Source organism: Paenibacillus sp. P4_A9, from assembly GCF_056402415.1.
Map to the genome: position 1 here is coordinate 16,981 of NZ_JBFUHL010000050.1, position 22,590 is coordinate 39,570.

The 22,590-nt window shown below is 48.3% G+C and carries 18 protein-coding genes; 2 read left to right on the top strand and 16 right to left on the bottom strand.

The annotated features are described in order from the left end of the window. Positions 1-259: 259 nt before the first annotated feature. The 6 genes from AC1DVJ_RS23685 to AC1DVJ_RS23710 all read right to left on the bottom strand — a co-directional run bounded on the left by AC1DVJ_RS23685 (position 260) and on the right by AC1DVJ_RS23710 (position 9,407). On the bottom strand, positions 260-2,206 hold the full coding sequence (locus AC1DVJ_RS23685) for an ATP-dependent DNA helicase (protein WP_477593944.1): 1,947 nt from the start codon (positions 2,204-2,206) through the stop codon (positions 260-262). A 132-nt stretch (positions 2,207-2,338) separates the two neighbouring features. After that, complete coding sequence (locus AC1DVJ_RS23690; RefSeq protein WP_477593946.1) at positions 2,339-3,217, bottom strand: radical SAM/SPASM domain-containing protein; 879 nt, start codon at positions 3,215-3,217, stop codon at positions 2,339-2,341. An 85-nt stretch (positions 3,218-3,302) separates the two neighbouring features. Then, entirely contained in the window at positions 3,303-4,097 is a 795-nt protein-coding gene (locus tag AC1DVJ_RS23695; RefSeq protein ID WP_477593948.1) for a lipid II flippase Amj family protein, read from the bottom strand. Positions 4,098-4,257: 160 nt separating this feature from the next. Then, entirely contained in the window at positions 4,258-6,048 is a 1,791-nt protein-coding gene (locus tag AC1DVJ_RS23700) for an ABC transporter ATP-binding protein (protein ID WP_477593950.1), read from the bottom strand. Beyond that, positions 6,045-7,808 carry an ABC transporter ATP-binding protein gene (locus tag AC1DVJ_RS23705; protein ID WP_477593952.1) on the bottom strand — a complete coding sequence of 588 codons (1,764 nt, stop codon included), beginning with the start codon at positions 7,806-7,808 and terminating at the stop codon, positions 6,045-6,047. Before AC1DVJ_RS23705 ends, AC1DVJ_RS23700 begins: the two co-directional genes overlap by 4 nt. 156 nt (positions 7,809-7,964) lie before the next feature. After that, positions 7,965-9,407 carry a CoA-acylating methylmalonate-semialdehyde dehydrogenase gene (locus AC1DVJ_RS23710; RefSeq protein WP_477593954.1) on the bottom strand — a complete coding sequence of 481 codons (1,443 nt, stop codon included), beginning with the start codon at positions 9,405-9,407 and terminating at the stop codon, positions 7,965-7,967. A gap of 151 nt (positions 9,408-9,558) precedes the next feature. On the opposite strand from AC1DVJ_RS23710, the gene AC1DVJ_RS23715 reads away from it, so the two are divergent. Continuing rightward, positions 9,559-11,139, top strand: a complete 1,581-nt coding sequence (locus AC1DVJ_RS23715) for a PucR family transcriptional regulator (RefSeq protein WP_477593956.1) — start codon at positions 9,559-9,561, stop codon at positions 11,137-11,139. Here AC1DVJ_RS23715 and AC1DVJ_RS23720 read toward each other — a convergent pair. From AC1DVJ_RS23720 to AC1DVJ_RS23755, 8 genes are all read right to left on the bottom strand, one after another. After that, positions 11,136-11,351 (bottom strand): hypothetical protein, encoded by a 216-nt coding sequence (locus AC1DVJ_RS23720; RefSeq protein ID WP_477593959.1) that lies wholly within the window; start codon positions 11,349-11,351, stop codon positions 11,136-11,138. The genes AC1DVJ_RS23715 and AC1DVJ_RS23720 overlap by 4 nt on opposite strands. Next, positions 11,344-12,786, bottom strand: coding sequence for a dihydropyrimidinase (hydA, locus tag AC1DVJ_RS23725; protein ID WP_477593961.1), 1,443 nt, complete (start codon positions 12,784-12,786; stop codon positions 11,344-11,346). Before hydA ends, AC1DVJ_RS23720 begins: the two co-directional genes overlap by 8 nt. A 2-nt stretch (positions 12,787-12,788) precedes the next feature. After that, positions 12,789-14,084 (bottom strand): NAD-dependent dihydropyrimidine dehydrogenase subunit PreA, encoded by a 1,296-nt coding sequence (gene preA / locus AC1DVJ_RS23730; RefSeq protein ID WP_477593963.1) that lies wholly within the window; start codon positions 14,082-14,084, stop codon positions 12,789-12,791. A 34-nt stretch (positions 14,085-14,118) separates the two neighbouring features. Next, complete coding sequence (locus AC1DVJ_RS23735; RefSeq protein WP_477593965.1) at positions 14,119-15,489, bottom strand: NAD(P)-dependent oxidoreductase; 1,371 nt, start codon at positions 15,487-15,489, stop codon at positions 14,119-14,121. 20 nt (positions 15,490-15,509) lie between these two features. Then, complete coding sequence (locus tag AC1DVJ_RS23740) at positions 15,510-16,391, bottom strand: nitrilase-related carbon-nitrogen hydrolase (RefSeq protein WP_477593967.1); 882 nt, start codon at positions 16,389-16,391, stop codon at positions 15,510-15,512. Further along, complete coding sequence (locus AC1DVJ_RS23745; protein WP_477593969.1) at positions 16,388-17,659, bottom strand: hydantoinase/carbamoylase family amidase; 1,272 nt, start codon at positions 17,657-17,659, stop codon at positions 16,388-16,390. Before AC1DVJ_RS23745 ends, AC1DVJ_RS23740 begins: the two co-directional genes overlap by 4 nt. Before the next feature lie 6 nt (positions 17,660-17,665). Next, the gene (locus AC1DVJ_RS23750; RefSeq protein ID WP_477593971.1) at positions 17,666-19,039 is read right to left on the bottom strand and encodes an aminotransferase; all 1,374 of its coding nucleotides are present in this window, start codon (positions 19,037-19,039) and stop codon (positions 17,666-17,668) included. Between the two features lie 231 nt (positions 19,040-19,270). Beyond that, positions 19,271-20,074 (bottom strand): ABC transporter ATP-binding protein, encoded by an 804-nt coding sequence (locus tag AC1DVJ_RS23755; RefSeq protein ID WP_477593973.1) that lies wholly within the window; start codon positions 20,072-20,074, stop codon positions 19,271-19,273. A gap of 310 nt (positions 20,075-20,384) precedes the next feature. Between AC1DVJ_RS23755 and AC1DVJ_RS23760 the strand changes: the two genes are divergently transcribed. Further along, positions 20,385-21,011, top strand: coding sequence for a C40 family peptidase (locus AC1DVJ_RS23760; protein ID WP_477593975.1), 627 nt, complete (start codon positions 20,385-20,387; stop codon positions 21,009-21,011). 62 nt (positions 21,012-21,073) lie between these two features. Here the strand turns inward: AC1DVJ_RS23760 and AC1DVJ_RS23765 are convergent, their stop codons facing one another. Together AC1DVJ_RS23765 and AC1DVJ_RS23770 are read right to left on the bottom strand one after the other, a co-directional pair. Further along, positions 21,074-21,997 (bottom strand): S66 peptidase family protein, encoded by a 924-nt coding sequence (locus AC1DVJ_RS23765; RefSeq protein WP_477593978.1) that lies wholly within the window; start codon positions 21,995-21,997, stop codon positions 21,074-21,076. 85 nt (positions 21,998-22,082) lie between these two features. Next, on the bottom strand, positions 22,083-22,590 hold a 508-nt coding region (locus AC1DVJ_RS23770), incomplete at its 5' end, for a tyrosine-type recombinase/integrase (RefSeq protein WP_477593980.1).

Genomic DNA, 22,590 nt, shown 5'->3' on the forward strand with positions numbered 1-22,590 from the left:
GCGACGACCTCCTTCGACGTGTTCATGCTGCTGACTCCTGATTGGCCGAGGTTGATTGGGTCGATCGTAATTCTTTGGACAAGTTGTAAACGCTTTCAATTATATGTTATATATACACGCTTTTGTTAGCCATTAGACTGTGCCGCGACAAAAAATGATCAACCTCCGCGAGGAGGGGGTAGTGCGAGCTGGCGGTAAAAAGAAAGGGGACTAGACAATTGTCTAATCCCCAGTTTATATAAGTTTGTTAACTTACAAATTATTCTGATTTCATCACAACGCCTGCTGGTAAAACCCGCTCCACGTGCTCTCGAAGCGAAGCATTCGTATGCAGCTCATCGCTAAATATCGCAATAATCCCGCTATCCTCGCGCGTTCGAATCAACCGGCCCATCCCTTGGCGCAGTCTGAGCAGCATATAAGGAATGTCGACTTCTTCATACGGTGAAGCAGCAGCTTCACGTTTTGCGTTGAACACCGGATCTGGCGGAGGAAACGGCAGCGCCCATACAATCACATTCGATAGTGAAGGACCAGGAATATCGAGTCCTTCCCACAGGCTTACTGCGGCCAATACGCTGTGTTCATCCCCTTGGAATGAAGCGATCACATGCGAGATTTCTTGATCTCCTTCATAGAAGAAGGTTAGATCCTTACAATCCGTTCGAGATGACATTTCTGATTTGAACCGTTGTAATTCCTGATGTGTCGGGAATAGTACAAGTGCTCTTCCCTCCGTTCTTTTCAGCAAACCAACCGCGGATTCCATTTTCTCATGGAACGTCCCGCCTTCTTTAAATCGAGGAGCAAGAACTTCCATCCGTTCCGCATAGTCATACGGTGAATCTACCGAGAAGGAAAGATATTTCTCCAAGCCTAAGCTGTTCGCCACATAGTCGAATCTACCTTCCACCGAAAGTGTCGCCGAGGAGAAGACAATAGGCATTTTAGAAGAGAATACATGCTCCTTCAACACTTCCTTCACCGTTCTTGGCATAATGACAAGACTGAGTCCCGTGATGCTTTCCGTTGCCCAGCAAATGAAGGAATGGTCGTTGCGGAATAACGCGAGCGCCTTCTGCATCATCTCCAGATGCTCCTCGACGATCTTCAGCTGATAGTCATTGAGCGTAAACATTTCCCCTTCAAAGACAAGCTCCTCTTCGATCTCGGACAAAATATCGCAGAGCGTATGAATCTCTTTTTTCAAGAGATCACTCATCACGATCATCTTACGTTCCGATCCTGCGATCGGCCGACAACTGCGCTCCAACACCTCGAACATACGCTCACTCTGCTCAATCGCGCGGTCAATGCAGACGGCTAAGGTTTCACGTACTTCCCCTTTTAACAAGCGAATGACTAATTCCTCGAAGACCATATGCTTCAGCTTATAGGTCAACGCTTTTTGAGCAGCGGATTCCATTAAATGTCCTTCATCAAAAACAACGGTACAGTGATCTGGCAGCAACGGCAGCTGTCCTTCACGCTTTCTTCCGTCATACGTCCAAACATGCTCCATGTAGAAATCGTGCGAACAAATAATTAAATCTGCTGACTTCCGATAGGATTCACGGGATAAGGTTTGTCCACACCGATGCCGTTTATCACATACAAAACAGTCTTGGTACGCATCCCAGTTCATGCGGTTCCACTGTTCGTCGTTTAGCTGTGGGTAGTTTTTGCGATCACCGTAAGCATAGAATGTTTGCAGCGCTTCACGCGTATGCACAAAATCAGGTAGTCCCTCATGAACCTCACGGTAAAGCCCTGTATCCTCGTGTCCAAATCTAGCTTCATCCAGCTTGACCAAACAGGCATATTGATCCGGTGACTTCGCAAGTCGGGCATCAATTTCCAAATTCAAATGGCGAGAAAGTTTATCGATATCCCCACCAGGCTTAACCAACTGCTCAATTAACGATTCATCGGCACAGGCAATGATAGCCGGCTTCTTCATGAAGCGCGAATAACAAATCGCATATAATAAATACACCAACGTTTTTCCTGTGCCAACGCCAGCTTCCGCAAAAATCGTCTGTTTCTCAGCATAAGCCCGCTCCAACTGAAAAGCCATGTAAATCTGTTCATCCCGAATCTCAAAACCTGCTTCAGGCAATATGTCATAGAAGATATCCGCAATCCAGTCGGACACCTGCTGCATAAATGGCTGAGCATGATCATATGCAAATGGATAACGTCCCACGTTTGTGCCCCCAACCCATAGTTTGAATCAAACTTGTATTATCTCATGAATGTGTCGTAAAAGCAAAAAACGAACAGTAAATGAAAAGCCCACTCCTAACAGCATAACCACTGTGCGGAATGAGCTATCATTTTACATACTAAATCGTTCGCGATATCCGCATTTACGGCATAATTCCTCGACCACTTCACGTCTAGAAAAGCCTTCAAACAAACGATTCGCTCGTTCACCCTCTACGATTTCGGAGAATGGCGTATGGTTAATGTTCCCTAGGTTGATTACCCCTTCCCCATCCAAACAACAGGGAATAACGGTTCCGTCTACGAGAATACCCGCTTGATTGCGCAAGGCGTGGCAGAAACCAGGTCCCTCAATCTCCTCCGCCTTCAAATCAGGCCACTGGAACTCGTGATCCTGATTCAGATAAACGCGTTCGGCAAGCTTTACGCCAGTTCCGCGGACGAATTTCTCATCGATTTTGTAATCGAGCTCGAACTCTTTCTCTAGCAATTCCAGCACTTCACGATTCCGATTCCGTTCCAAATTCGTTTGATTATCTGTATCCAGATTCCATAATCGAAAAGAAATAATGACGTTGGATTTAGCAACGATCTCCTTGGCAAAACGCAGAACAGTGGTCACATAACCTTCTTTGTCCTCTGAGCCTTCATGGCCGTCAAAGCTGTGCAAGGAGAAATTCATTTGGCGCAGCGCAGGTTTATCCAGCAGCTTGTGCCTGTTTTTGGTAATGAGCGTGCCGTTCGTTGTGATATTGACCTTGAAGCCCTTCTCATGGCTGATATCGAGCAGTTCATCGATTTTGGGATGAAGCAACGGCTCCCCCTTTACATGCAAGTAAATGTGATCCGTATGCGGCTTGATTTGGTCAAGGATATTCGTAAACGTATCTATTTTGATGAAATTCGCTTGACGCTTGGTCTGAGGACAAAACGTGCATGCCAAATTGCATACGCTCGTAATTTCAATATAAAACTTTTTAAACTTCTTCATGGTCGGACTCCGTTTCTATTTTGCGCTACTATGATAGAGGCTATTATACCAAGCAAGGCTGATGAAAGAAAGGATTTGGGCTTAATTAGAAAAACAATTGAACACACCATCCAATAAAATAGGCTGACGGAACGAGAAAAACTTGCGCCAACAACGTACCTAGGAATCGGGTTGTCATAAGTAAAGCGTAGATTTTACCTAGCTGCTTACGCTGAGCTTCGTCATGCAGTGCCTTATCGGTAATGAGACCTAACTGCGGATCGATAAATATCGTGAGCAAAATGGTGGCAATCCCATTGATCAGACCGGAAGCTTGTGAGGCAGTCGTCGCATGATCGGGCCATAAATGAGCCGCATACAGAGAGGCCAGAACACCTACGGAATAAAACGCTGTAACTACGATATTGATGAATAGAAAGCGTTTGGAAATGCCGAGGTACCGGAACTGACTGAGCTTTACATTTGGCTTTTTGATGTATTTCGTTGTGTTTTTCAGCTGTGAAATGGTGACATTCGTGAGCATCTTCGGCAGCGATCCGGCAATTTCGAGACGAGCAATAACTCTAGCGCTAATGTTGATAAAAGTAGGAAATAACGCGATGGCGATAACCGTCCCAATAGACGATGCCAACAATGATATTCGTAAATATCGAACCAAATCAAACGTGGGCTCATGCTTGGCAAAATCCACAAAGTGCGCGGTCATCGGCGCCTGGATCAGGTTCGCAGTACGTGAAACGAGCACGACAATACCGACCAACGAAAGCGCCACTGCGAGCTTGTTCACTCGCACACCGGCATAGCGAATCGAGTAAGACAGCGTCTCCGCCGTGTGAATAATCATCGTTAATATGAAAACCAAAATGAGCGTGTTGATCATACGAAGTTCTCATCCTTTACTGGAGTGATTGGTGTTAAAGCGAACGAAAACCCACCTGTTGCTGGTAGCATCGGGTGGGTTTCTTGGTGATAGGTTTTACTATTCGTGACGCAGATCGGATTCCCTTTTATTGAAATCACGGAGCGAGCAGGAACTACGACTAATGCGATGCCTTACGGTCGTCCCCGTACCACAGCTCACGAAATGTGGAGCTGTGGCGCAGTAATTCTTCCGACGTGCCTTCCGCTTCGATGCGGCCGTCTTTCATCACGATGATGTGGTCGGCACGCGTCAACGCGGTTTTCCGGTGCGAGACGACCAGACACGTCGCATCACTGCGGCGCTGGAACATCCGCTCCCAGAGCTTCTGCTCCGTCTCGACGTCGAGCGCGCTCGACAGGTCGTCGAAGACATACAGCTCGGCGTCCCGCACGAGCATGCGGGCCGCGGCCGTCCGCTGCGCTTGGCCGCCGGAGAGCTTCACCCCGCGCGGGCCGATGACCGTGTCCAGCCCGCCAGGCAGCTGCGCGACGTCGTACTCGAGCACCGCCGCGTTTAGTGCCTGCTGCAAGCTGTCGCCTTGCTCCGCTTGCCCGAGCAAAATATTATTGCGCAGCGTATCGCTGTACAGCCGCGGCACCTGCGCGGTATACGCACTCTGCGGCGGTGTAAAGAAGGTGCCCGGGTCTTCGACGGGCACACCATTCCACGCAATCGTTCCTTTCTCCTTGGGCAGCAGCCCAAGAAGGGAACGAACCAGCGTGGTTTTGCCAGAGCCGATCGTTCCCGTGATAACGGTGAACGATCCTCTTCGCATGGCGAAGTGAATGTCAGCGATACCTCTCCCCGTATCTGGGTAGGTGTAGCTGAGCCCATTCACTTCCAAGCGTTGCAGCGGGGGCGAAACCACGCTGTCAGTCGCTCGGTCTTGGTCTTGATCATCCTTCCCGACCCGCTCCTTCTTCAAATACAACGGCTTCACCATCGTCAACACCTTCGCTGACGCCCCCTGCAAGAGAAACGTCAATCGCTCCAGTGAAACACTCATTTGCTTGAAATAAGTGATAAACTTCCCGACGTTCGTAATAAACTGAGTCACGAACGTCAAATAGTAAACAAACAACGCGAGGTCACCGACCGTGAACGTCCCTGCTCGCATTTTCGTCCCCGCTAATAAAAGCAGGAGCCCCGTTCCCAAATTCACCGAATTGGAGAAGACAGAATCGAGCAATTCACTCATCAGCCGATCTTTAAGCATCGCTTTTCTACGTTGATCGCCGAAGCTGCCGAACCGCTCTATGACTCGCTTCTCCGCGCCAGCCACTTGAATGGCCTGCACATTGCCGAACATCTCGCTGATTTCACCCGTTACCTTGGAGGTAGATTCCCGACTAGCGGCGCGATATTTCTGCAGACGTACCGTTGCGAGTTGAGCAGCAGTGATGACGATAACGATTGGCATAAATACAAGTAGTGTCATTTGTGCATCGATTCGAATCAATATGTATCCTGACACGAGAGCGAAACACGTCATTCCAAACACATCAACCGACCAGCTCGCCGCTTCCTCCGATTGATCTACATCGTCTCGGAAATGGCTGATCGCTTCCCCAGGTGATACCGGAATCGCTTGCGCGCCAGGTTGCTTTAAGACATGCTCAAGTAAATTACGGCGAAGCAGCATCCCCATACGAAAGCGGAAATGCACATCCGTAATGAATCCAATGACGATCAGCAGGATTCGTCCAAGGGCTGCCCCGATCAACAGCGCGATCAAGCCCCACACGCCAAACTTTAGTGTGGCATTCCCCGTCAATGTGTCAAAAAAAGCCTTTGTAATGAGGCCTGGTGCAATCGGCGCCAAATAAATGACTGTCCATGCAAAGGCATTAATAAAATACCGGAAAGGCTTATACATAATAAGTCCTTTTAAATATTGAAAAGTCGTCATGCCAACACCTCCTCTAACCCTGTCGCGAGTAATTGGCTGAATCGGGAATTCGGGTCAGCGGCCAAAACCTCTCTTCGACCTGATTCCAGCACACGCCCTCCATCCAAAATGACGATGTGATCCGCACGCTGAACGGTGGCAAGTCGATGGGCAATCATGATGCAGGAGCGCTCATTTAACAATTTGGAAACAGCCTTCTCCATCCGCTGCTCTGTCAGTGGATCCAAACGCGATGAAGCTTCATCCATAATGACCAGTCCCGGGTTCGTTAAGAATACACGTGCAAAAGCCAACAGTTGCGCCTCACCAGCAGATAAGCTGCTTCCGCCCGATGCGAGTCCTGTATCCAGTCCATCTGGCATCGCATCATACCAAGCACCCAAGCCAAGTTCATGGAGCACCTCAATGACCTGCTCATCCCGAATCGATGCATCATAAAAGGTTAAATTATCACGAATTGTCCCTTGGATAATTTCAATATTTTGCGTTACGAGCGCGACTCGCTTCCGCACATCAGCTAGTTTACAAGCGCGAATGTCTGTACCGCTGAGTGCAATCACACCGCTTTGCGGATCATAGAATCGCAGAAGTAACCTGGCAATTGTCGACTTCCCGCTCCCTGTGCGGCCAAGCAAACCAAGCACTTCGCCGGGCTTCAAAGTCATCGTCAGGTGATCAATCGTCGGCTGATCCTCGTCATAGCTAAAAACGACATCCTTGAAATCAACCCCGAGCGGTCCCTCCGGAAGCTGAGCCCCTGGGCCATCTTGAATCTTGGACTGAATCGCGAATAGCTCTCGAATACGGGAAATACTTGCGTCTGCTTTTTGCAAATCTTCCATTTGCGTCCGAATCTTTTCAATTGGCTTTGCCAGCAATTCCGTGTAGAAGAAAATTAAATACACAGTGCCAAGTGAAATCTGATTGCTATGCCATAAGTAGGCGCTGATCCCAAACGCCATCGCATTTCCTAACGCGAAAACGAAGATCGACATGTTCCACATCGCACAGAAACCGAGGAAAGCTTTGACGCGCAGCGGCAGCATTTTTCTAAGCATTGTATAGAAGCGATTCATCACGAAACTCACCGCACCATTGGCGCGAATATCTTCCGTACCTTCCAAATGCTCACCGATAAAACCATAAAACTCAGCGTTCGCCTGTCGCCACCCCGCCCAAACGGGCACTGCAAATTGACGAATCCATTGAATCATATATATCGCGCAAACGACGAAAACCGCCATGCCCACGCCAATTATCCAATTTTCGCGGAATAAAAGAACAAGAATACCAGCCATCAATAGCACATTGCCAAATAAATGAATGATCATGCTAGAGAAGAAATTCGCAAGTGCATTCACATCCCCATCCACACGCTCAATGAGCGAACCGGATGTATGACTTTTATGAAAGGACATATCCAGCGATAAACAATGTGCGGCTAAATCAACGCGCAGCTTATTCGTCGTTTTCCAACCGACATTTTCACTAAAATAGGTTGCAATCACGGACACAAGCTGCTGCACTAGCGCAAAGCCAATAAACAGGAACGCCGCTGTAAAAAGTGGCTGCATCGCCCCCTGCGACTGGGCAGTATCAATAAAATAGCGGATGATTTGCGGATTAATCAGCTGCAGTCCAATGGATGCGAACAACAACAGTGTCAGTCCGATCAGCGTCCCCTTCTGTGGGAACAAATAGCGGCCCAGTAGCTCGCGGTATTGTCCCATGGAGTTGCTGTTTTTTCGGTTCTTCTTCATAGTAATGGAGTCCTCCGTATTCCTCTTGACGTACACTCCATCATACTAAATTGACACCTTCTCGACAACGTACTCTTTGGCTAAAATGAAAAAAGCCGCCAAAAAACCTGAGGCATCGCCCCAGGTTTTCCCCCGCAATTGCTTTTCCATCTACGCTTAAAAATACCGCGACGTGATCATCTTCTTCTTCGTGTAAAATTCGACGCCGTCTTTGCCATTGGCATGCAAATCGCCATAGAACGAATCCTTCCAGCCTGAGAATGGGAAAAAGGCCATCGGCGCTGGCACGCCAACATTGACGCCGAGCATGCCGGCTTCAACTTCCTCGCGGAATTGGCGCACTGCCTTCGCATTCTCCGTGTAAATGACCGCTGAATTCCCGAAGCGGGATTGATTCACTAACACCAGTGCGCTATTCAGATCCGCCGCGCGGAACAACGAAAGCACAGGCCCAAAAATCTCCTCTTTAGCAATCGTCATCTCTGGCTTCACGTGATCGAAAATCGTTGCTCCGAGGAAGAAGCCCTCGCCCTCACACGCTTCCACCGTTCGCCCATCAATCAGCAACTCAGCTCCTTCAGCGATCCCTTTCTCGATATAGCCCGCAATTCGCGTTCGCTGCTCATCACGAATAATTGGCGTCAACGTAACCTGCTCCTCCATCCCACTGCCAAGCACCAACTGCGCAGCAGCCTCCGAAAGCCCACGCACAAACGCCTCTCCATCCCCCACAACAACGACAGCCGAACACGCCATACACCGTTCACCTGCAGAACCGAACGACGACATGACGATATTCTCGATTGTTTTCTCAGGATGCGCATCAGGCATGACGATATGATAGTTTTTGGCGCCTGCTAACGCTTGCACCCTTTTACCTGCAGCTGAGGCTCTCTCATACACATACTTGGCCACAGGTTGCGAGCCTACAAAGGATATGGCTTTGACCGAAGGTGACGTCGTCAGCGCATTAACCACATCATGTGCGCCGTGCACGACATTCAGCACACCATCAGGAAGTCCTGCTTCTTGCATCAGCGCAGCTAATTTCATCGCAGTCAGCGGTGTACGCTCCGAAGGCTTTAAAACGAAGGTGTTTCCACAAGCAATCGCAAGCGGGAACATCCAGCATGGCACCATCATTGGGAAGTTAAAAGGGGTTATCCCCCCGACAACGCCAAGCGGCACACGAAATAACTCGGAATCCATTTCTGCAGAAATGTTAGCGAGCGTAGACCCCATCATATGAGAAGGTGCACCGGCAGCAAACTCTACGCATTCGATGCCGCGCAGCACCTCACCAAGCGCTTCCTTATAGCTCTTCCCGTTCTCCTTTGTGATCAATTCGGCAAGCTCATGCTCATTGGCCTGCAACAACTGCCAATAATGAAACAACACACGAGCTCGTTTAGGAACAGGTGTTTTGCTCCACGATTCATACGCATTTTGGGCAGCAATTACTGCACGCTCAACATCTTCGGCAGTCGATTGCGGCACACGTGCAATCACTTTACCCGTTGCAGGATTAAGCACATCACTCATTTCACCACCGATTGAATCCACCCAAACGCCATTGATCAAATTTTGCAGGTCCGTCATCATCGCTCATCTCCTGGGGCCATAAATTTTCTCCACAAGTCATTGGACACATTGTATAATAGGGTTCAATCCCTCTCATTTCACGATAATGTTATCTTTCCTTACATGAAAGTGGTGATTTCGCCTGGTACAGACCCTTTTACAACTAACCGTGCACGATATTTTGCAGCGCCCACTCTTTCATAAAGCAGAGGCGATTGCTACCGAAGAAGCATTGTCTCGTAAAGTTCGTTGGGTTCACATCATGGAAGTTACGCAAGTTGGTCACCTTTTGAATGGAAATGAACTTATACTAAGCACGGGGATTGGTTGGCAGGACAATGAGGAAACGAGTCTTTCATTCCTTCAGCAATTGATTGACAGCGGAGCTTCTGGATTGTGTATCGAGTTGGGCACCTATACGAAGCAACCGCTTGAAAGCATGAAGACACTTGCCCTTCAAGCGAATTTCCCACTCATTTTTTTCCATGAGGAAGTTCGTTATATTGATATCACACAGGATTTACATACGCATTTCATTCATCAGCATCACAAAATGGTATCCGATCTTGAATCACTGTCAACAAAGCTTAATCAACTGCTCTTATCTGGCAAAGGTTTGCGGCCACTACTCAAGCTATTGCAGGAGACGACACACGCGCAGGTCGCCTTTTTCCCATTCGATACGGATGCCGCGGTTTTCGTTCCCTCCTTACCGAAAGATGAGGGTGCTGCCTTTTATGAAAAATGGATTTTCGGAGAAATATTTCACTTATCTGATGTCAAAAACAAGCTAGCCCATCGCCCCATCCTAGCCTTAGAACACTTGTTCGCTGACCTGCTTTTATTTGCCGAACAAGAGCTGAGTGAGTTCCAAATACTCGCTTTGGATCGATGCGCGACCGCCATTGCCCAAGAAATGATGCGTACCACCTATATCGAGGAGAAAACCCGCTATAAACAGGATCTATGGGTGACCGATTGGTTAGGCGGTAAGCATTCACTTCAGGATATTCGCGATTATGTCATGAACGTCAAGCCTGCCGTCAAGCTTGGCCCTGTTATCGTTTGCGTGTTCGATAAGACCGCAAGAAGCGATGGTTTAAGTTCGCAAGAAACGCTGTTATTTCAAAAACAAATGATCGCCCGCTCCCTGTTTGAAAGAGAAGGCTTTTATTTGCTACCTACGGTGTACGAGCAGCGAATCGTCTTTATCCTTTTAGATCAAATACCCTCAAACACATGTCATGAGCGAATCCTGCGAACCATCCAGCGCTTGCATAAAACGCAAGAAACCAACCTATTCCCGGCCCTTTTGGGCATCGGCAAAGCTGTCAGCGACCCGCTTCAACTTCATGCGAGCTATGAATCCGCCTTAGAGACGTTAGAAATCCAGAAGGATATCGGCGTGYTCACGAAGCCCTTCTATCACGAACTACACGTCTACAAAGTGATCTTGCTTATGAAGCAATCCGGTCAACTTGCCCCTTTCATTGATGAGTATCTCGGAGATATCATAATCTATGATCGCGAGAAAAATGGTCTACTTTTAAAAACGTTACACATGTATCTAACGCTTTCCGGCTCGAAACAGGAAACAGCGAAGGAGTTGTTTATTGTTCGGCAAACGCTATACCATCGGCTGGACAAAATCGCCGCGATTCTCGGGGAAGATTTCATGCTGCCGCAGAAGCGAATCGCACTCGAGCTCGCGCTGCATGGCTATACGTATCTGTATGGAGCCATCCCTTAAGCCTTGGATTTGCCTTGTGACAATAGCACGTTGACGTAATACTTTCTGGCGTTGGCTGTCGTCAAATGAAGCCTAGCCGTTTCCCCGCCGGGGTGCTCGAGATCCAGCCACGCCCCTTCTAGATCCTCGAGTACGCCGATTATTTTGAATTTCTGGGCGACGAAGCCGTCAAGTTTAGTTTTCTCCTCTTGAAAGAGCTCAAATTCAGACATAGGGGGCACCTCCTTGGACAGTTTCCTTCTCCGCTTTGCTCACTTTGGACGACGATGAAACATACGTTCCCCTCTTGATGAATTGACCATTTCCTGCCTCGCCGACGAATTGTTTATCCAGAATGACGAACTCTCCACGAGATAGAACCGTCACTGGCTCCCCAGTTATTTCAAGCCCCTCAAAGGGATTATAATCCACGTTCATATGGTGGGTTTCCGCCGAAATCGTGCGCTTTGCATGCGGGTCAAAAATCACAATATCCGCATCCGCGCCCACAGCGATCGACCCCTTTTTCGGGAACAAACCAAACAGCTTCGCGCTTCGCGTCGACACGATATCCACGAACTGATTCAGTGTGATGCGCCCTTTCCCTACCCCTTCAGAAAACAGAATAGAGAATCGATCCTCGATGCAAGGTCCACCGTTGGGAATTTTACTAAAGTCCCCGAGCCCTAAATCTTTTTGACCGTTAAAATTAAACGAGCATTGATCCGAGCCCACTGTCTGCAGCTGACCTGTTTTCAAGGCATTCCACAGTACGTCTTGGTGAAACTTCGGCCGTAACGGCGGAGACCAAACGTATTTCGCGCCTTCGAAATCAGGCTTTTCCAGGTAAGTCTGATCGAGCATTAAATACTGCGGGCACGTTTCCCCCCAGATATCAACCCCGCGATTACGAGCCTCGGTAATTTGCTGCACAGCCTCTTCGCACGTCACATGAACCACATAGAGCTGAGAGTTGGCTAAATCCGTGAGCTTGGCTGCGCGTCCCGTCGCTTCTCCTTCAATTAACGACGGCCGAGTCAGTGCATGATAGATTGGGTCGGTCTGACCCGCTTCGAGCGCTTCCTTTATCAAATACTCGATCACATCGCCGTTTTCCGCATGCACCATTACGAGAGCACCGTGCTTTTTCGCCTCAAGCAAGGTTCGATACAGTGTGCCGTCATCTGCTTGGAAGACATTCTTATAAGCCATAAATACCTTGAGTGAAGTGATACCTTCCTCATGAATCATGGTTGGCAACTCGGCCAGCACCTCATCGTTGATTTCTGCGATCATCAGATGAAAGCTATAATCAATGACAGCTTTGCCTTGTGCTTTCTGATGCCACGTCTGAACAGACTGACTTAGCGGTTTCCCCTTATTCGTTAAGCAAAAATCGATCACCGTCGTCGTCCCGCCGAATGCCGCAGCCCGTGTGCCCGTCTCGAAATCATCAGCTGTAACGGTCCCGCCAAAAGGCATATCCAGATGGGTATGCGGATCAATGCCGCCAGGAAATACGTATTTCCCCGTGGCATCCACAATCTCGGCATYTTTTCGAGTGAGGTTAAGCCCGATCCCCGTGATGATGCCATTCTCGATGAGAATATCCCCTTTATACTGGTCCGATGCCGTGACAATTGTTCCATTCTTAATGAGCCTGGCCATGGCTAAACAGCCTCCTTCTTATCCTCATCTTTTCCCTCTGACAGCTTGCTAACAGCCGCTTGACGCTCGTTCCACGTCATTGGCTCCTCAGTTCCTTGCACCTCAACCATCGATATCGCACCGTCGACCGGACACACAATCGCGCATAAGTTACACCCTACACAGTCCTCTTCCCTCACCTGCAAAAAGGACTTCCCTTGATCATCCGTATGTCTCTCGATACATTGATGCGAGGTATCCTCGCAGGCAATATGGCACTTATTGCAGTTAATACACGTTTCCGTATCGATCTTAGCAACTACGGCATAATTCAAATCCAAGTTTCCCCAATCGGAGTAGCGCGGTACGGATTTTCCAATGAGTTCGGAGACGCTGGCAAGGCCTTTTTCATCCAAATAGTTATTCAGCCCATCTATCATGTCCTCTACGATCCGGAAGCCATGGTGCATGGCGGCTGTACAGATCTGAACGCCAGTTGCGCCCATCAGCATAAATTCAACCGCATCACGCCAATTGGAAATCCCGCCAATACCGGAAATCGGAATATTAACCCCTGGATTGCGCGCACAATCCGCGACCATGTGGAGAGCTATTGGCTTCACAGCTGGACCGCAATAGCCACCGTGAGAACCTTTGCCGCCAACATGTGGAATGGTGTTCCACGAGTCGATGTCCACACCAGCCAGCGAGTTAATCGTGTTGATGAGCGAAATCGCATCCGCCCCACCACGTACCGCTGCTAGAGCCGTGCTTGTGATATCGGTGATGTTCGGAGTCAGCTTCACAATCACAGGTGTTTGGGCAGCTTCCTTCGCCCACATCGTTTGCGCCTCAACAAGGTCTGGTTGCTGCCCAGATGCCGCACCCATGCCACGCTCTGCCATCCCGTGCGGACAGCCGAAGTTCAGCTCAAGTCCGTCTACGCCTACGGCTTCGACCTTTTTGACGATTTCGTGCCATTTCTCTCGTTTGGGCTCAACCATCAGAGACACGACCAGCGCATGATTGGGGAAACGCTTCTTCGTTTCATAGATTTCCTTGAGATTAACCTCAAGAGGACGGTCGGTAATCAGCTCGATATTGTTGAAGCCCGCAACACGCTGCCCATTAAAATGCACGGCTGCAAAACGTGAGGACGTATTAATAATCGGATCGCCAAGCGTTTTCCACACCGCGCCTCCCCATCCCGCTTCAAAAGCCCGCTGAACCTGATACCCCGTGTTCGTCGGTGGAGCCGATGCCAACCAGAACGGGTTGGGTGACACAATTCCAGCCAGATTCATTCGTAAATCAGCCATGGTGAATCCCTCCTGATTCTGTAGTAACCCTACCTCAAGCCGACGCCTCTTGACCTTTCACTAGCTGCTTATAAATAGCATACGCCGTTAACTTACCTTGCTGGGCAGCCGATACCACCATCGCTTCTCCCTGTCCATCACCGAAGATAACATCCCCAGCCGCGTACACGTTCGGATTCGACGTCATTCCTGTAGTTGAATCAACCAATGATACAGTACCCCTTGAATGTGCCAGCCCGAACTGCTCTATGAGCGATTGATGCTTCGTCTGACCTATCGCCTTGATTACCGCATCCACTTCAATTACAAATTCGGAGCCTGCAATAGGGACTGGACGTTTGCGCCCCCCGTCATCAGACGCCACAAGCTCCATCCGCACACATTCGATGCCAACGACGTTCCCCTTCTCATCACCGAGGATCCGTTTTGGGGCAGTCAGCCATTGAAATCCAACGCCATCTAGCTTCGCAAACTCGTATTCAAAATCATACGCCGTCATTTCCTGTTGCGTTCGTCGGTAAACGATTTGCACTTGTTCTGCTCCAAGCCTAACTGAACATGTCGCCGCATCAATCGCGGTATTCCCCGCGCCAACCACAGCCACCCGCTTCCCAATGAGAGACTCATCGAGATCCGGAGCGTTTTTCGTCGATTCTACGAAATCAATGGCATCATAGACGCCGGTCAATTCTTCACCATCTATGCCAAGCATCGGTACCTTGGACATCCCAACTGCTAACACAACAGCGTCATAATCACTTAATAGCTCCGCAGGGCTTACCTCAACACCCACTCGTGTGTTCATGCGAAACTCCACACCAAGCTGTCGTACTTGCTCAACCTCCCAGAGAGAGATTTCCTGCGGCAGCCGGAACGACACGATGCCGTACGTATCCAAGCCACCTGCTTGTTCCTTCGCTTCGAACACCGTGACCTTAAAACCGAAGCGGGCTAGCTCACGAGCTGCCGAAAGTCCTGCAGGTCCACTGCCTACGATCGCGACCGTTTTGCCGTTACTTGCACCCGCTTTAAATAAAATCTGCTCATTCTTAATGGCCCAGTCGGTTGCATAACGTTGCAGCTGGCCAATCAAGATAGGCTTGGACGAATGATTGAGTACACAAGCCCCCTCGCACAATTCCTCAGTGGGACATACCCTCGAACAGGAAGCTCCAACTGGATTGGCATCCATAATCGTTCGGGCGGAGCCTTTTAGATTACCAGAGGCAATCTTTTTAATAAAAGATGGGATATCAATGCCTGTCGGACAGGCGTGCATGCAAGGAGCGTCATAACAGAACAAGCAGCGGTTGGATTCTTCGATCGCCTCTTTGGGCTTCATACCCGCCTTCACTTCGGCAAAATTACGCTTCAAATCAGTCAGCGAAATAAATGTCGTACTCATCTTCGCTCCTCCTCCCTCATTTACAGTTGCGTGATTTGATCATAGGTTTCCGGTCTGCGATCCCGATAGAACTGCCAGACATTCCGCACCTCGCGGATCAACGATTTGTCCATGTCCCCGATGATCACTTCATCTTGATCCCGACTGCCTATCGCAAAGATTGACCCGCGCGGATCCACCAAATAGGACTGTCCATAAAATTCACCCATGTTCCACGGTGCTTCCGTCCCCACACGGTTAATGGCCGCCACATAATACCCATTGGCTACGGCATGCGCGGGCTGTTCCAGCTTCCACAAATACTCTGACGTGCCTGCAACGGTAGCCGAAGGGTTAAACACAATTTCCGCCCCGCCTAGCCCAAGCGCCCTAGCTCCTTCTGGGAAATGACGATCATAACAAATGTATACACCAACCTTGGCAAAAGCGGTATCAAACACGGGATAACCGAGATTCCCCGGCTTAAAATAATACTTTTCCCAGAACCCGCATGACCCGCCGCCTGCCGCAACATGTGGAATGTGATGCTTACGGTATTTTCCTAAATAAGCCCCGTCGGCATCAATAACAGCCGCTGTATTGTAATAAGAGGCAATTCCTTCTCGCTCGTAGATCGGGAGAATGATCACGACGCCAAGCTCCTTCGCCACTTCTTGAAAAAGCATCGTCGTCGGCCCATTTGGAATTTCCTCGGCCGCATCGTACCATTTCGTTGTTTGCTCTGCGCAGAAATAAGGGCCGTAGAAAATCTCCTGCAAGCAGATGATTTGCGCTCCCTTCGCGGCCGCACTGCGCACCAGACCAAGATGCTTCTGGATGGCCATTTCCTTATGCTTCGCGATCGGTTCATCACCATGCACATCATGCGAGGCTTGGATGAGACCGATTGTGACGACACTCATGCTTGAAAGCCCCCCTTCTCCACCACAATGCGGCGCGCGGTTCGGTATAAAAGCTCCGTTCCCAGTGTAATATCCTCTGGGCTAGCATATTCCTTGGGATTGTGACTAATGCCCTCGAGGCAGCGAACGAAAATCATGCCATAGTCGCACACGTAGGACATCGTCAGCGAATCATGGAAAGGTCCGCTCATGAGCTCTGGCGGCTTCATCCCCATCAGACCCGCTTCCTTATGAAGCGTCTGTTTGATCCAGTTCGCACAATAGCGAGGCTCGCTATTCGTATCCTCTCGAATCGTATAGCTGAGCCCATGCTCACAGGCTACGTTCTCGATGCTACTTAGAAGCTCCGCTTCAAGTGCATTACGGCGACAGATATCGATGTCTCGCAGATCAATCGTGAAGCTAACCTTCTCAGGGATGATGTTGCGAGAATCCGGAAATATCTGCAAAGATCCGACCGTCCCGACAGTAGGCGTTCCTGGTTCCCGACGAACAAGCTCGTTAAGTGCGACGATGATTTTGGCACTGCCGAGCAGCGCATCATGGCGCATCGACATCGGCACGGAGCCTGCATGGCCAGCGAAGCCTGTCATTTCCACGGTGAGCCATAAAGGACCGGAGATCCCGCTAACGATACCAATCGGCTCATTCATGGACTCGAGCACGGGTCCCTGCTCAATATGCAGCTCCAGAAAAGCCCCGATTCGGCCCTCTTGGAACGTATATCCTTCGAAATCCGCTGGATCAACGCCGAATTCCAGCAGTGCTTCACGGCGGGTGACGCCATTTTTGTCCGTTCGTTCCAACTCATCCGCTTCTAGCTTACCGGTCATGCCTCTAACCCCGAACAACCCTTTGTTGAAGCGGCTGCCTTCTTCATCACAGAAAGCGACAACCTCGATATTACAAGCAGGTTTCACGCCTTCCTCCACCATCGTTTGCACCGCTTCTATCGCACCGAGCACACCGATCGCGCCATCAAATCGCCCCCCATAAGGCTGCGAATCGACATGTGAACCGAGCATGAGAACAGGGGCTTGTGGATCGCTTCCGCGCCATACGCCAATCAGGTTAGCGAAGGGGTCGATATAAGCCTCCATCCCCGCTTCCTCCATCCAGGATTTCACCAGCTCCACGCCAGCTCTATCTTCCTTTGAAAGGGCAAGCCTGCAAACGCCCGTTTCGCCTATTTTCCCAATTTGCGCCAGATCATGAATGTGTTGCCCTAGACGTTCTGCGTTGATTTGGATCCGTGGCTTAGTCGACAAGTCCGATCATCCTTTCTCTAGCTCGTTACCAAACACCGTTAGTAAGGTTTCGATGATAAAATCCACATCCTCATCCGTTGAGGATAACGGAGGACTTAACGTAACAATATTGGCGTAGCCAGGAACGGTATCCCCATTTTTACCGACGAGAAGTCCCTTGCTTTTGCATGCGAGAATAATGCTCGTTACCCGTTCTACTGAAGCGGGAATCTTCGACTCACGATCCTCCACGAGCTCAATGCCCATGGCCGATCCGAAAATACGAATTTCCCCAACATGCGGATGCTGTGACAACGGTTCTAATCGAGTTCTGAACGCATTCCCAATGACAGCCGATCGTTCAACCAGACCCTCACGCTCGATAATCTCGAGATTCGCTAATGCCACCTTACAGGAAACGGGATTTCCACCAAACGTATTGATATGTCTAAAATGGCTCGTTGMCTCTTTCTCTTTGAAAGAGTCATATAATTCGGCCGATACTGCAGTTGCAGACAGCGGTGAATACGCGCTGGTTAAACCTTTGGCCATCGTGACAATGTCCGGAATCACCTTGTAATTCTGATGCCCGAAGGGCTTGCCTGATCGACCAAAACCGCATATGACTTCATCTACGATAAGCAAAACATCATATTTATCACAAATGCTCCTAACCATCGGTAAATACGCATCGGGTGGAACAAGCATTCCCCCGCCTGTAATAACTGGTTCCAGGATCACACCGGCAACGGAATCCGCTCCCTCCCAAACGATGGCATTCTCGATCGCTTTGGCACACTGTAAGCTGCACGTGTCTTTGGTCTGTCCGAAAGGACACCGATAACAATAAGGAGGAGGCACATGCTGGAAGCCAACACCAAGCGGTTCGTATTTCAACTTACGCTGGGCTTGACCCGTTGCTCCCAAAGCACCCATGGAATTCCCATGATACGCACGATGGCGGGAGATGAACTTATGTTTACTCGGTTTTCCATTCTGATGGTGATATTGACGGGCAATTTTGAACGCGACTTCATTGGCGTCTGACCCCGAATTGGAGTAAAAAATACGATACTCCCCTTCGAGCCACTCATTTAATTTGGCCGCTAATTCAATGGCGGGGATGTGAGATTGTATAAGCGTCGCATAAGCGATCTTCATCATTTGCTCAGCGGCTGCTTCAGCAATCTCCCTCCTACCATGACCGACATTTACACACCATAATCCCGACATGCCATCTAAATAACGATTGCCATCGATATCTGTCACCCAGCTGCCCTCGCCGGAAGCGACAATCATGGGATTCTCATTATGCGGCGAAATATGATGCCACACATATTTGCGATCTTTCTGAAGCAATTCCTCCTTATTTAATGGATCAATGTCTCCCTGAGCACTCATACCTAGTCCCCTCCTGTTGATAAAACAAGGATCACAAATAACAGATAGCCTACACGATCCATGAATTTATCAGTTCGTCTTATATCTGTTGTCTCTTATTATATTTCTATGTCCGAATAGAGGATGTCATCCCTAGCTTTTGTTGTTATTTTTCATTGGTAGATTAGGTTTTGGCAGAGTGATTTGTTGGAGTTAGAAGGTGAATTAATACTTTAGCTTATTAAAAGAATGTTAATCATCTGAGGGTTCACTACCCTCGTAAACAGACTTTCGAATAGCACCTGTAATTTCCTGAAAAAGTGGGGATTCACGCGTTTGCAAAGTACGATTATCATCAAGTGGGACTTGGTGGATCGCATGCACACGACCTGGATTTGCGGATAATACGATAATCCGATTAGAGAGGAATACAGCTTCTGTCAGGCTGCGGGTAACGTAGACGATGGTTTTGTTCATTTTTTTCTTCATTTCAAGTAAGTCCAATTGTAATTTGTCCTTCGTAAATTCGTCAAGCGCGGAGAATGGTTCATCCATGAAAAGAATGGGTGGATCGAGGGATAACGCACGTGCCATGACTACTCTCATCTGCATACCGACGCTGAGCTGCCATGGGTAATAGTCTTTAAACTTCGCTAAACCTACTGTGTCTATCAGCTGGTCTACTCTTTCTCGATACGTATGGCGAGATTGTTCGAGAACTTCAAGCGGCAGCTCGATATTCTCTCGCACAGTTCGCCATTCAAACAAGTTGGGTGTTTGAAAAATAATGCCAAACTTCCGTCGCAACCGCACCTCTTTGGGATGTTCCTTCTGAATCGTAATCTGACCACTGGACGGCTGAAGCAGATCAGCCATAAGTCGAAGCAAAGTTGATTTGCCACAGCCTGAAGGCCCAAGTAAGGAGACGAATTCATTGTGGCCTACATCGAAGGTGATATCCTGAAGGACAGTCACTTGCCTCCCTTTTTTACCGAAAACCATACCGACGCCTTCTAACGAAATTTCCACTGTCTGACGGGAAAAGTCTGAATTCATCGGGCTCCTCCTTATTCACGCTTGCTTGTGCGTTATATATCTGTCAGCATTAATAACCTTATACGTTATATTATATAAGGTTATTTTGAATTTTCACTATACAAAGTGTTCCTAAATCGTCAACATCATTTGACATAGTGTAAAATCGGAAAACTGCACGCTATTCGTCTGACGTTCATGTTGATACATAACTAATATTATGTAAACAAATTACTCGAAATCTCTTATATCCAAATTTTGATCATATTCGCCATTTCTTCAATTTGATAGAATGTTTACATAACCACATTAGACATCTAGGAGGAACACGATGAGAAAGATGATTCTTACAACAGTCGTAGCTACTAGTCTTATGTTCGGCGGAATGGTGAGTGCCGCACCTTCCAATACTTACATAGCTACGGATTCAGATACTTTCTGGTCCATTTCACAGAAGTATAATGTGTCACTTTCCGAGCTAATCGCAAGCARTCCAAACGTAAATGCGCAAAATATTTATGAAGGCGTTATCATTACTATTCCTGTTAAGACGCCACTTAAAGCGAGCTGGGAAGTAAAGGCAGATGCCATCATTGCAACTGGGATGGAACAACTTGGCGTCCCTTATGTCTTTGGCGGAACCACGCCAAATGTTGCTTTTGATTGCTCTGGCTTTGTACAATATGCGTTTAATCAACATGGGTTTAATCTTCTTCATTCCGCAGCCCTTCAAAGTCAATTAGGAACGCCGGTAGAAAAAAGCAATCTTCGTAAAGGTGACCTCATCTTTCTACAAGGAACCTATACAACTGGTGTTTCTCATGTAGGCATTTATCTTGGCAATAACCAAATTCTTCAAGCAGGCACCATGGGAACGAGAGAAGTTAAAATTAGCACTTTATTTGGTACACCCTATTATGATGCTCACTATTGGGGAGCACGTCGTTTAATTAACTAAAATTGAAAAATAGCCGCGGTTTCTGCCGTCGGCTATTCCTTTTTAATCATTTTCAAGCGTTGTCAGGCTATGACAGTTGGTTCAAGTACCGTAAGTTTGTTTGCAATCGTATCCAGTTCAACCATGGCCCCTATGGGAATCGCCGCTTTGTAGATGCCATGAGCTGTACTCATATTGGTCATTAGAGGCTTGCCTAATGGAGCAATCAACCCGACAATGAGATCATTATAAGTCGTAGAATACGAAACAGAACAATCCGTACATTGCCCCATCACGATCCCGAGGCAATCTCGAAATTTCCCAGCCATAATGAGCTGCGTTAGATAGCGGTAGATCGTATTCGTCGGTYCATGTGTCTCTTCAATTACGATAATCTTCCCCTTCGTATTCACTTCGAACGGCGTACCCAACGTACCTACAAACGAAGTAAGGTTACCGCCAACGATTGGCCCTCTTACAATTCCTTTTACAAGGCTATTCAGTGGCATGCCCGTTGGATTTTGAATGACTCTGGGACTCAAAAGCGTTGATGTTGCGGTATAAAATTGATCGAAGTTATAAGCAGGTRTACTCGAGTTAAAATCAATCAACAATAGGCTTTGAAACGTAATTAAATTGGCAAATTGATAAAGGATATTTAATAAGATCGTAATATCACTATATCCCGTTACTATTTTAGGATTGCTATTTATGATTGGGTAATCCAGATAGGGCAAAATATCCTTAACCCCCGTACCTCCTCTTGAGGGCAGAATCATACTCACATTCGGATTGACAAACATGCTCATAAGGTCATCCGCTCGCTGTTGTGCTGTCGCCGTAACGATCCCCCCGTAAGCGTAGGCGTATTTACCCACAATGACTTTGTAACCCATATTTTCAAGTGTCAGAATCCTTGCATCAATTATGCTTGCGTCAAGTGGACTTCCTAACGTAACAACACCAATCGTATCTCCACTTTGTAATATGGGGGGGCGTATTGCCATATGTATACCTCCTACCCAAAACATCGTCTAGCAATGGAAAACCTCATCTTTGCCTTATATGTACCGATTTATCGAATTATGACACTTAGAACCCTATACCAACTGGAATAAATGCAGATACACGATTCATCGCATCCTGTTTTTGTTTATCCCCTACATGCGTATAAATCTGCGTCGTTTGTATGCTCGCATGTCCGAGCAGCTCTTGCAGCGTCCGGATATCCGTCCCGGCAAGTACTTGCATCGTAGCAAACGTATGCCTTAGCTTATGGCTGGAAAATGACTTGCCTTGCAGCTCGATGTACTGACTTTTCAATTGGCCGAAATGCTTTTCGGCAATCGTTTGAATCATTCGGATGCTTATACGCCGACCGAATTGCGATACGAAGAAAGGCTGCTCCACCCCGCTCCTCGCTTCCATACGTTCAACAAGTGCACGTTGGAGCACTTGAACGATTTCGTTCGGAAGCGGGATTACGCGCCACTTCCGCCCTTTACCTAGTACCATCAAAGAATTCGTACCACGATTGAAATCGGAGATATTCAATCGGTGGAGCTCACTGACCCGCAAGCCTGCATAGCTCATCAATAAG